Annotated in this window: 1 protein-coding gene; it reads left to right on the forward strand. The window is 72.6% G+C overall.

Annotated elements, in window-relative coordinates; all coding sequences use genetic code 11:
- Nucleotides 1–42 precede the first annotated feature (42 nt).
- The coding region (locus tag V6V89_RS14145; protein WP_334619547.1) for an SDR family NAD(P)-dependent oxidoreductase at nucleotides 43–13,230 on the forward strand (13,188 nt) is incomplete at its 3' end.

The following is a 13,230-nucleotide window of genomic DNA, read 5'->3' on the forward strand; positions in this document are numbered from 1 at the left end:
CGTCGGTGGCGCCTACCCAGCGTTTAGGGAGACCTCCACGCGATGACCAATCTCGACGACTCGATCGCGGTCGTGGGCCTCGCCTGCCGGCTGCCGCAGGCGCCCGACCCGGACGCCTTCTGGCGTCTGCTGCGCGACGGCACGAGCGGCATCACCGAGACGCCGGCCGACCGCTGGGACGCCGAGGCCCTCGCCCAGCCCGACATCCGGCACGGCGGCTTCCTCGACCACGTCGACGCCTTCGACCCGGAGTTCTTCGGCATCTCGCCGCGCGAGGCCACCGCCATGGACCCGCAGCAGCGGCTGATGCTGGAGCTGAGCTGGGAGGCGCTCGAAGATGCCGGCATCCGCCCCGGCACCCTGAACGGCAGCCGCACTGGCGTGTTCGTCGGTGCGATCTGGGACGACTACGCCACCCTGCTGCACCGGCTCGGCGCCGGCGCCATCACCCCGCACACGGTCACCGGCCTGCACCGCAGCATCATCGCCAACCGCGTTTCGTACACCCTCGGGCTGCACGGGCCGAGCCTCGCCGTCGACTCGGCGCAGTCCTCATCGCTCGTCGCCGTGCACATGGCCATCACGAGCCTGCGCCGCGGCGAGAGCACCCTGGCGCTCGCCGGCGGCGTCAACCTCAACCTGGTGCCGGAGAGCGCCATCAGCGAGGCCAACTTCGGCGGCCTGTCTCCCGACGGCCGGTGCTACACGTTCGACGCCCGCGCCAACGGTTACGTGCGTGGCGAGGGTGGCGGCACCATCGTGCTCAAGCCGCTGCGCGCGGCGCTGGCCGACGGCGACCGGGTCTACTGTGTCATCGCCGGCAGTGCCGTCAACAACGACGGCGCCAGCGAAGCGCTCACCGTCCCCAATGGACGTGCGCAGGAAGCAGTGCTGCGGGAGGCGTACCGGGCGGCGGGTCTCGATCCGGCGCAGGTCCGGTACGTCGAGCTGCACGGCACCGGCACCCGGGTCGGCGATCCCATCGAGGCGGCCGCGCTCGGCACGGCGCTGGGCGCCGCCCGCCCGGCCGGATCGCCGTTGCTGGTCGGCTCCGCGAAGACCAACGTCGGCCACCTGGAGGGTGCGGCCGGCATCACCGGGCTTCTCAAGACGGTACTGAGCCTGTGGCACCGCCAGATCCCGCCGAGCCTCAACTACGCCACGCCGCACCCGAACATCCCGCTCGACACGCTCAACCTGCGGGTCGCCGACGCGCTCCAGCCCTGGCCCGCCGGGGAAGGGCCCCTCGTCGCCGGAGTCAGCTCGTTCGGCATGGGCGGCACGAACTGCCACATGGTGCTGACCGCGATCGAGCCTTCGGGTCCGGCCGAGCTGGCCGCCGGATCGGGCGCCGGGCCGGTGGTGTGGCCACTCTCCGCCCGGTCGGCTGCGGCGTTGCGGGAGCAGGCGGCGCGGTTGCTGCCGTACGCCGGCGAGGCCGACCCGCACGACGTGGGGTACTCGCTCGCGACCACCCGGACGGCGTTCGACCACCGCGCGGTCCTGCTCGGTTCGCACGCGTCGGGCCTCGCGGCGCTCGCCGCCGGCATGCCGGCCGCCGACCTGGTACAGGGCACCGCGACCGAGGGCCGGACGGTTTTCGTCTTCCCCGGCCAGGGTTCGCAGTGGACCGGCATGGCGCTCGACCTGATGGACTCCTCCCCCGTCTTCGCCGACCACATGCGGCAGTGCGCCGACGCCCTGGCACCACACCTGGACCTGTTCGACGCCCTGCGGGGTCCACTCGATCGGGTCGACGTCGTCCAGCCAGCTCTCTTCGCGGTGATGACTTCGCTCGCCACGCTGTGGCGGCACCACGGCGTACGGCCGGACGCGGTCGTCGGCCACTCCCAGGGCGAAATCGCCGCCGCCTACGTCGCCGGAGCGCTGTCCCTGGAAGACGCCGCCCGCATCGTCGCATTACGCGCCAGGGCCATCACAGCACTGCCGCCCGGCGGCGGCATGGCCTCCATCACCGCACCCGCCTCCGAGCTGACACTGCCCGACGGCATACACATCGCCGCCATCAACGGCCCATCATCCACGGTGGTAGCGGGCGACGCCACCCTGCTCGACGCCTTCGTGGCCTCCTATGAGGCCAGTGGGGTACGGGCCCGGAAGATCGCCGTCGACTACGCCTCGCACAGCCCGCACGTCTCGACGATCCAGGACGACCTGCTCACGACGCTGGCGGACATCACGCCACGCCCCTCCGAGATCCCGTTCTACTCCACGCTCACCGGCGGGCTGCTGGACACCACCGCGCTCGACGCCGACTACTGGTACCGCAACCTGCGCCACACCGTCCAACTCCACGACGCGGTCGAGGCTCTCAAGGAAGACGGGCACCGGCTGTTCATCGAGTGCAGCCCGCACCCGGTGCTGGTCTCCACGATGGACGCGACCGCGATCGGCACGCTGCGCCGGGACGAAGGGCACGACCGGTTCATCGCCTCGCTCGCCGAGGCATACACGCTCGGCGCCACCGTCGACTGGACCACCGTCACCACCGGCCGCCGTGTGCCGCTGCCCACCTACCCGTTCCAGCGCCAGCGGTACTGGTTGGACGGCGCTCCCGCGCTGGCGATCGCACCGGCTGCCCCGGTGGTCGACCAGGCTGACCTGCTGGAGCTGGTGCGCACACACGTCGCCATCGTGCTCGGCCACGTCACGCCCGACGCCGTCGACGTCGACCGCGCGTTCAAGGCGCTCGGGTTCGACTCTGTGCTGGCCGTCGACCTGCGCAACCGGCTCGCCACCGCCACCGGCCTGCCGCTGTCGTCCACCGTCCTTTTCAACTACGCCACCCCGGCCGCGCTCGCCCAGCACCTGCGCGACGAGCTGGCGGGCGATTCAGCATCCGCCCTGCCGGCCACCATCTCGGTGGGTAGCGACGAGCCGATCGCCATCGTCGGCATGGCCTGCCGGTACCCCGGCGACGCGCACACGCCCGAAGACCTGTGGCGGCTGGTCGCCGACGGGGTGGACGCGGTGTCGACGTTCCCCACCGGCCGGGGCTGGGACGTGGACGCCCTCTACGACCCCGAGCCGGGCAAGGGCGGCCGGACGTACACGCGGCACGGCGGCTTCCTGCACGACGCGGACCGCTTCGACGCGGCGTTCTTCGGCATCAGCCCTCGCGAGGCGGCCGCCATGGACCCGCAGCAGCGGCTGTTGCTGGAGACCGCCTGGGAGGCGCTCGAACGCGGCGGCATCGACCCGCGCTCACTGGCCGGGAGCCGGGCCGGCGTGTTCGTCGGCGCGATGGCCCAGGACTACGGGCCGCGGCTGCACGAGGCCCTGGACGGCTTCGAGGGGTACCTGCTCACCGGCAGCACCACCAGCGTGGCGTCCGGCCGGATCGCGTACACGCTGGGGCTCGAAGGCCCGGCTGTCACCGTCGACACCGCCTGCTCGTCGTCGCTGGTCGCGCTGCACCTGGCCGCCCAGGCGCTGCGGCAGGGCGAGTGCTCACTCGCACTCGCCGGTGGCGCGGCCGTCATGGCGACGCCGGGCATCTTCCTGGAGTTCAGCCGGCAGCGCGGGCTGTCGCCGGACGGCCGGTGCCGGGCGTTCGCGGCCGCCGCCGACGGCACCGGCTGGGCCGAGGGCGCCGGCATGCTGCTGCTGGAGCGGCTCTCCGACGCGCGCCGCAACGGGCACCCGGTGCTGGCGGTCATCCGCGGCTCGGCGGTCAACCAGGACGGCGCCAGCAACGGGCTGACCGCCCCCAACGGGCTCTCCCAGGAGCGGGTGATCCGCCAGGCGCTGGCCAACGCCCGCCTGGCGCCCGCCGAGGTGGACGCCGTCGAGGCGCACGGCACCGGCACCACGCTCGGTGACCCGATCGAGGCGCAGGCCATCATCGCGACGTACGGCCAGGAGCGGGCGGCTGACCGTCCACTGTGGCTGGGGTCGCTGAAGTCGAACATCGCGCACACTCAGGCGGCCGCCGGTGTCGGCGGCGTCATCAAGATGGTGATGGCCCTGCGGCACGAGACGCTGCCGCCGACGCTGCATGTCGACGAGGCGTCGCCGCACGTGGACTGGTCGGCGGGCGCGGTGTCGCTGCTGACGTCGGCGCGGCCGTGGGAGGTTGACGGCCGGCCGCGCCGGGCGGGTGTGTCGTCGTTCGGTATCAGCGGCACGAACGCCCACCTGATCCTCGAAGAGGCGCCGGCGTCCCAGGCACCGCGGACCTCCGAGCCGGCCGGTCCTGCGCCGCTGGTCCTGTCGGCCAGGTCCGAGACGGCCCTGCGGGAGCAGGCCGCCCGCCTCGCGGCCGCCGTCGACCCCGACACCGACCTCGCCGACGTCGCGTACTCGCTCGCGACGACGCGGACTGTCTTTGACCACCGGGCGGTCGTGCTCGGCGCCCACCCGTCCGGTCTGGCGGCGCTCGCGGCTGGTTCGCCGACGTCCGACGTGGTCCAGGGCGTCGCCGCCGCCGGCCGGACGGTTTTCGTCTTCCCCGGCCAGGGTTCGCAGTGGACCGGCATGGCGCTCGACCTGATGGACTCCTCCCCCGTCTTCGCCGACCACATGCGGCAGTGCGCCGACGCCCTGGCACCACACCTGGACCTGTTCGACGCCCTGCGGGGTCCACTCGATCGGGTCGACGTCGTCCAGCCAGCTCTCTTCGCGGTGATGACTTCGCTCGCCACGCTGTGGCGGCACCACGGCGTACGGCCGGACGCGGTCGTCGGCCACTCCCAGGGCGAAATCGCCGCCGCCTACGTCGCCGGAGCGCTGTCCCTGGAAGACGCCGCCCGCATCGTCGCATTACGCGCCAGGGCCATCACAGCACTGCCGCCCGGCGGCGGCATGGCCTCCATCACCGCACCCGCCTCCGAGCTGACACTGCCCGACGGCATACACATCGCCGCCATCAACGGCCCGACATCCACTGTGGTCGCCGGCGACGCCGACGTGCTCGAAGCCCTCGTCGCCTCCTGCGAGGCTCGGGGGGTCCGGGCCCGCAAGATCGCTGTCGACTACGCCTCGCACAGCCCGCACGTGGAGGCGATCCAAGACGAAATCCTGTCCGCCCTCGCCGGCATCACCCCGCGGGCGGCCACGATCCCGTTCTACTCCACGCTCACCGGCGGTCTGCTCGACACCACGTCGCTCGACGCCGACTACTGGTATCGAAACCTGCGCCACACCGTCCAACTCCACTCCGCCGTCGAGGCCCTCGACAATGACGGGCACCGGCTGTTCGTCGAGTGCAGCCCACACCCAGTACTGGTCTCCGCGCTCGACGCCACCGCCATCGGCACCCTGCGCCGGGACGAAGGGCACGACAGGTTCCTCGCCTCGCTCGCCGAGGCGCACTGCCACGGCGCACCCGTCGACTGGACCACCGTCGTGCGTGGACGCGTCGTCGACCTGCCCACCTACCCGTTCCAGCGCGAGCGGTACTGGCTGGACACCCCGACCGGCACCGGTGACCCGTCCACTCTGGGCCAGGCCCCTTCCGGCCACCCACTGCTCGGCGCCGCCGTCACGCTCGCTGACAGCGACGCCACCGTCTACACGGCCCGGCTGTCGCTGGCCACCTACCCGTGGCTGGCGGACCACGCCGTCCAGGGCACCGTCCTGCTGCCCGGCACCGCGCTGCTCGACCTGGCCCTGCACGCCGGCGGCCGGGTGGACGAGCTGACCCTCGAAGCCCCGCTGGTCGTGCCCGAGCGCGGCGCCGTCGAGCTGCGCCTCACGGTCAGCGACCGGCAGACGGTCACCATCCACTCCCGACCGGCGGATGGCGAGACCGACGCCGAATGGACCCGCCACGCCAGCGGTACCGTCAGTGCCGCCACCGGCCAGGCTCCGCCAGCGCCGCTCGGCGCGTGGCCACCGGCCGGCGCCACCCCGATCGACGTGGACGCGCTGTATCCGGCGCTGGCACTCACCGGGTTCGAGTACGGGCCGGCGTTCCAGGGGCTCCGGGCCGCCTGGACCACCGCCTCCGACGTGTACGCAGAGGTCGAGGTGGCCGACGCGGGCGGGTTCGGGATCCACCCGGCGCTGCTGGACGCGGCGCTGCACCCGCTGCTGGGCGACCGGCTGGAGCTGCCGTTCTCGTGGTCGGGCGTGACGGTGTATCCGCACGCCCCGGTCACCGCCGTCCGGGTACGCCTGACCCGCACCGGCGACGCGACCGCGCGCATCCTCGTCGCGGACGGCGACGGCCAACCGGTCGCGACGGTCGACGCGCTCACCCTGCGCCCGATGGCGACCGCTGCCCACCACAACTCGCTGTTCCGCGTCGACTGGGTGCCGGTCACCGCCGACGACATGCTCCCCGCGGACGCGGTCGTCGTAGACGTGACCGGCGACGACCCGGCCGAGGCCACCAAGCAGGTCCTGGCGGCGCTCCAGGAGCACACGGAGCCGCCGCTGGTGTTCACCACCCGCGGCGCCGCGGACCTGGCGGGCGCGGCGGCTCGCGGCCTGATCCGCTCGGCACAGACCGAGAATCCCGGCCGGATCAGTGTGGTTGACCTCGACCGTCCACATGAGGCGATCCCGTTCAGCGTCACCGAACCAGAGCTGACGATCTGCGATGGCCAGGCGTACGCGCCGCGGCTCGTGCGCGTCACGGAGCCCGCCGGCGACCGGCCCACCCTGGACGGCACGGTCCTCATCACGGGCGGCACCGGCGGCCTGGGCGCCCTCGTGGCACGCCACCTCCAGGCCGAGTACGGCGTCCGGCATCTGGTGCTCGCGTCCCGCCGGGGACCGGACGCTCCCGGCGCCGCCGAGCTTGCCGGGCCCGGCGTCGACATCGTCGCCTGCGACACCAGCAACCGCGACGCCCTCACCGCCCTCATCAACTCCATCCCAGACCTCACCGCCGTCATCCACACCGCCGGCGTCCTCGACGACGCGGTCATCGACTCCATGACCCCGTCGCAGATCGACACGGTCTTCACCCCCAAAGTGGACACCGCGCGGCACCTACACGAGCTCACCCGCGATCTGGACCTGAAAGCGTTCATCCTCTACTCCTCCGCAGCCGGCACCCTCGGCACACCCGGACAAGGCAACTACGCCGCCGCCAACGCCTACCTCGACGCCCTCGCACACCACCGCCACACCCTCGGACTCCCAGCCACCTCACTCGCCTGGGGACTCTGGGCCGACGCCAGCGGCATGACCGACCACCTCGACCAGACTGACCGCAGCCGGCTCGCACGCAACGGACTCGCCCCACTTCCCGCCGGCGACGGCCTGGCCCTGCTCGACGCCGCGCTCAGCCTCGGCCAGCCCGCCCTGGTACCGGCCAAGCTCGACCTGTCTGGCCTCGGCGACCCGCCGCCCCTGCTGCGCGGCCTCGTGCGGGTACCCGAACGGCGCACCGCCAGCGGCGGTCTGGCACAGCGCGTGGCCGCGCTCGACGAGGCCGAGGGGCGCAAGCTGCTGCTCGACCTGGTCCGCACCCACACCGCCGCCGTGCTGGGCCACGACTCCACCGCCGCCGTCGACGCGGAGCTGGCGTTCCGCGACCTCGGCTTCGACTCGCTCACCGCCGTCGAGCTGCGCAACCGCCTCAACGCCGCCACGGGCCTGCGCCTGTCGGCCACCCTCGTCTTCGACCACCCGAGCCCCGCCACGCTCGCCGCCCACCTGCGCGCCGAGCTGCTGCACGCGCCCACCGCCACCCGCTCGGTCACGACCGTCGCCGCGGCCGACGAGCCGATCGCCATCGTGGGCATGGCCTGCCGGTACCCGGGCGGTGCCCGGTCGCCGGAGCTGCTGTGGGACCTCGTCGCCCGGGGCGAGGACGCGATCACCGGCTTCCCGTCCGGACGCGGGTGGGACGTGGAGCGGCTCTACGACCCGGACCCCTCGCGGATGGGCAAGACCTACGCGCGGGAGGGCGGGTTCCTGCACGACGCCGACCACTTCGACCCCGCCTTCTTCGGCATCAGCCCCCGCGAAGCGCTCGCGATCGACCCGCAGCAGCGGCTGTTGCTCGAAACCGCGTGGGAGGCCGTCGAGCGCGCCGGCATCGACCCGACGGCGCTGCGCGGCAGCCTCACCGGCGTCTTCGCGGGCGTCATGTACGACGACTACGGGACCAGGTTGCAGCACAGCCCGTCCGAACTGGAGGGATACCTCGTCACCGGCAGCGCGCCGAGCGTCGCGTCCGGCCGCATCGCCTACACGTTCGGGCTCGAAGGGCCGGCCGTCACCGTCGACACGGCGTGCTCGTCGTCGCTGGTCGCGCTCCACATGGCCGCGCAGGCGCTCCGCCAGGGTGAATGCACGCTGGCGCTGGCCGGCGGCGTCACGGTGATGGCGACCCCGAGCCTCTTCGTGGAGTTCAGCCGCCAGCGCGGCCTGGCACCCGACGGCCGCTGCAAGTCCTTCGCCGCCGCCGCAGACGGCGCGGGCTGGTCCGAAGGCGCCGGACTGCTCCTACTCGAACGCCTGTCCGACGCCGAACGCAACGGCCACCGCGTCCTGGCAGTCATCAAAGGCTCAGCAGTCAACCAGGACGGCGCCAGCAACGGCTTGACCGCCCCCAACGGCCCATCCCAACAGCGCGTGATCCGCCAGGCACTGGCGAACGCCGGCCTGTCCCCCGCCGACGTCGACGCCGTCGAGGCTCATGGCACCGGCACCACCCTCGGCGACCCGATCGAGGCACAGGCCCTGCTGGCCACCTACGGCCAGGACCGGCCCACCGACCGTCCGCTATGGCTCGGCTCCATCAAATCCAACATCGGCCACGCCCAAGCAGCGGCAGGCGTCGCCGGCGTCATCAAGATGGTCATGGCCCTACGCAACGGCCAGCTTCCCCGGACCCTGCACGTCGACCAGCCGTCACCGCACGTCGACTGGGACTCGGGTGCCGTGTCGCTGCTGTCGTCGCCGCAGGCGTGGGAGCCCAACGGGCGGCCTCGCCGCGCCGCAGTCTCGTCGTTTGGTATCAGCGGCACCAACGCGCACCTCTTACTGGAAGAGGCACCCGCGGCGGCGACGCCACCGTCCGCACCGGCCGGTCCGGCACCGCTGGTGATCTCGGCGAAGAGCGAGGCGGCCCTACGGGACCGGGCCGCCGAGCTCGTCGCTGCCATCGGGCCGGACACCGACCTGGCCGACGTCGCCTACTCCCTCGCCACCACCCGCACGACCTTCGACCACCGGGCCGTGGTCATCGGTGCCGGTACCGCCGGACTTGAGGCGCTCGCCGCGGGCGAGTCCGACCCGACGGTGGTCCGGGGCCTTGCGGGCGCGGGCGGGACGGTGTTCCTGTTCCCCGGGCAGGGCTCGCAGTGGACCGGCATGGCCCTGGACCTGATGGACGCCTCGCCGGTGTTCGCCGACCACATGCGGCAGTGCGCCGACGCCCTCGCACCCCATCTCGACCTGCTCACCGAGCTGCGCGGCCCACTAGACCGGGTCGACATCGTCCAACCCGCCCTCTTCGCGGTCATGACGTCACTCGCCACGCTGTGGCAGCACCACGGCGTGCGCCCCGACGCCGTCATCGGCCACTCCCAAGGCGAAATCGCCGCCGCCTATGTCGCCGGCGCGTTGTCTCTAGAAGACGCAGCCCGTGTCGTGGCCCTACGCGCCAAAGCCATCACCGCACTGCCACCCGGCGGCGGCATGGCCTCCATCACAGCACCCGCCGACTCCCTGACGCTGCCCGACGGACTGCACGTCGCAGCCATCAACGGACCCGCCTCCACGGTGGTCGCCGGCGACGCCGCCCTGCTCGACGCCTACGTGGCGTCCTGTGAAGACCGTGGAGTTCGGGCCCGCAAGATCGCTGTCGACTACGCGTCGCACAGCCCGCACGTCGAGTCCATCCGCGACGACCTGCTATCGGCGCTGGCCGGCATCTCACCGCGCCCCTCGACGATCCCGTTCCACTCCACGCTCACCGGTGGCCTGATCGACACCACCTCACTGGACGCCGACTACTGGTACCGCAACCTGCGCCACACCGTCCAACTCCACCCGGTCATCGAGACACTCCGCACCGACGGACACGAACTGTTCATCGAATGCAGCCCCCACCCAGTACTCGTATCCGCCGTAGACACCACAGCCATCGGCACCCTACGCCGCGACGAGGGCCACAACCGGTTCCTCACCTCACTCGCCGAGGCCCATGTTCTGGGTGCCGGTGTCGACTGGACCACCGTCGTCAGTGGACGCATCATCGACCTACCCACCTACCCCTTCCAGCACGAGCGGTACTGGCTGGACGCACCCGCCTCCACCGGAGACGCCACCAGCCTCGGCCAGACCCCGACCACGCACCCGCTCCTGGGCGCCGCTGTGGATCTGGCCGGCGGCGACGGGTACCTGTTCACCGGTCGCCTCTCACTCGCCACCCATGCGTGGCTGGCCGACCACGCCGTGCTCGGCACCGTCCTGCTGCCCGGCACGGCATTCCTGGAGCTGGCGCTCTACGCGGGCGCGCACACCGGCTGTGACCGCGTCGACGAGCTGACCCTGCACGCGCCACTGGTCCTCGCGGACGGTGCCGTCGACGTACAGGTGTCCGCTGGACCGGCCGACGAGGCCGGCACCCGGACCGTGGCCGTGCACGCCCGGCCCGCGGGCGGCGACGCGCCCTGGACGCGGCACGCCACCGGCACGCTCGCGGCTCACGACGGCGCCACCACCCCGGGGTCGCTGCGGCAGTGGCCGCCGGCCGGGGCGGTCGCCGACGACATCGCGACGCTGTACGACGGGCTGCACGCCAGCGGGTACCACTACGGGCCGGTGTTCCAGGGCGTGCAGGCGGTGTGGCGGTACGGTGCCGACGTCTACGCCGAGGTGGAGGTGGCCGACGCCAACGGGTACGGGATCCACCCGGCCCTGCTGGACGCGGCGCTGCACCCGCTCGTGGCGAGCGGGACCACCGGCCGGCTCCAGCTGCCCTTCTCCTGGGGCGAGGTGACCCGATACGCCGCGCCCGCCGGCGCCACGCTCCGGGTACGCCTCACTCCCACCGGGCCGACCACCGCGCGCCTGCTGGTGGCGAACGGCGACGGCGAGCCGGTCGCGGCCGTCGAGTCGCTGCGGTTGCGGCCCATGGCGTCGGCGGCGCACCACAACGCACTGTTCGAAGTGGAGTGGGTGCCGGTCACCGCCGACGACACGCTCCCGGCCGACGCGGTCGTGGTCGACGTGACCGGCGACGACCCGGCCGAGGCCACCAAACACGTCCTGGCCCAGATCCAGGAACACCCTGGCCCTCTCGTGTTCACCACCCACAACACCCTCGCCGGAGCAGCAGCCCGCGGACTCATCCGCTCAGCACAAACCGAACACCCCAACCGCATCACCATCATCGACCTCGACCGTCCATACGAGGCGATCCCGTTCAACGCCGCCGAACCAGAACTCACCATCCGCGACGGCAAGGCCCACGCACCACGCCTGACCCGCGTCACCGACAACGGCGGCGACAAGCCGACCCTCGACGGGACAGTCCTCATCACCGGCGGCACCGGCACCCTCGGAACCATCCTCGCCCACCACATCCAAGCCGACCGTCTCGTACTCGCCTCCCGCCAAGGACCCAACGCACCAGGAGCCGACCAACTAGCCCGACCCGGCATCGACATCGTCGCCTGCGACACCAGCAACCGCGACGCACTCACCAAACTCATCAACTCCATCCCAGACCTCACCGCCATCATCCACACCGCCGGCGTCCTCGACGACGCGGTCATCGACTCCATGACCCCGTCGCAGATCGACACGGTCTTCACCCCCAAAGTGGACACCGCGCGGCACCTACACGAGCTCACCCGCGATCTGGACCTGAAAGCGTTCATCCTCTACTCCTCCGCAGCCGGCACCCTCGGCACACCCGGACAAGGCAACTACGCCGCCGCCAACGCCTACCTCGACGCCCTCGCACACCACCGCCACACCCTCGGACTCCCAGCCACCTCACTCGCCTGGGGACTCTGGGCCGACAACAGCGGCATGACCGGACACCTCGACGACACCGATCGGGCGCGGCTGACCCGCAACGGGCTGGTCCCGTTGAGCGCGGACGAAGGACTCGCCCTGCTCGACGCGGCGCTCGGCCTCGACCGTCCCGCGCTCGTCACCGCCCGGCTCGACCTGAACGCCGTAGCCGCCGGCGGTGCCCCGCCCGCGCTCCTGCGCGGCCTGGTACGCGCGCCGGCCCGGCGTACCACCGGCGGCGGCGACCTGCGGCGCCGCCTGACCGGGCTCGCCGCGGCCGACGCTCAGCGGGCGCTGCTCGACCTGGTGCGGCGGGACGTGGCAGGGGTGCTCGGGTACGCCGGACCGGAGGCGGTCGAGGCCGCGAAGGCGTTCCAGGAGCTGGGTTTCGACTCGCTCACCGCCGTCGAGCTGCGCAACCGACTCAACACGACCACGGGGCTGCGCCTGCCCGCCACGCTCGTGTTCGACCACCCGAGCCCGTCGGCGCTGGCCACTCACCTGTACGCCGAGCTGCTGGACGCCCCGGCCGCACCGGCCCGCACGGCGACGGCCGTCGCCGCCGACGAGCCGATCGCCATCGTGGGCATGGCGTGCCGGTACCCCGGCGACGTGCGCTCACCCGACGACCTCTGGCGGCTCGTGGCCAGCGCGACGGACGCGATCACGCCGTTCCCGTCCGGGCGCGGCTGGGACGTCGAGCGGCTGTACGACCCCGACCCGGCTCAGGCCGGCAAGACCTACGCGCGTGAAGGCGGCTTCCTGCACGACGCCGACCACTTCGACCCAGCCTTCTTCGGCATCAGCCCCCGCGAAGCGCTCGCGATCGACCCGCAGCAGCGGCTGCTGCTCGAAACCGCGTGGGAGGCCGTCGAACGCGCAGGCATCGACCCCACCGCGCTGCGCGGCAGCCTCACCGGCGTCTTCACCGGTGTCATGTACGACGACTACGCGGGCCGGCTGCACGAGGCGCCGAACGGGTTCGAGGGGTACCTCGCGACGGGCAGCGCCCCGAGCGTGGCCTCTGGCCGGCTGGCGTACACGTTCGGTCTCGAAGGCCCGGCCGTCACCGTCGACACGGCGTGCTCGTCGTCGCTGGTCGCGTTGCATCTCGCGGCTCAGGCGTTGCGCCAGGGCGAGTGCTCGCTGGCGCTGGCCGGCGGTGTGACCGTGATGGCGACGCCAACGGTGTTCGTGGAGTTCAGCCGGCAGCGTGGGCTGGCACCCGACGGCCGCTGCAAGTCCTTCGCCGCCGCCGCAGACGGCGCGGGCTGGTCCGAA

It is taken from the genome of Micromonospora sp. CPCC 206061, from assembly GCF_036906915.1.
Lineage (GTDB): Bacteria > Actinomycetota > Actinomycetes > Mycobacteriales > Micromonosporaceae > Phytohabitans.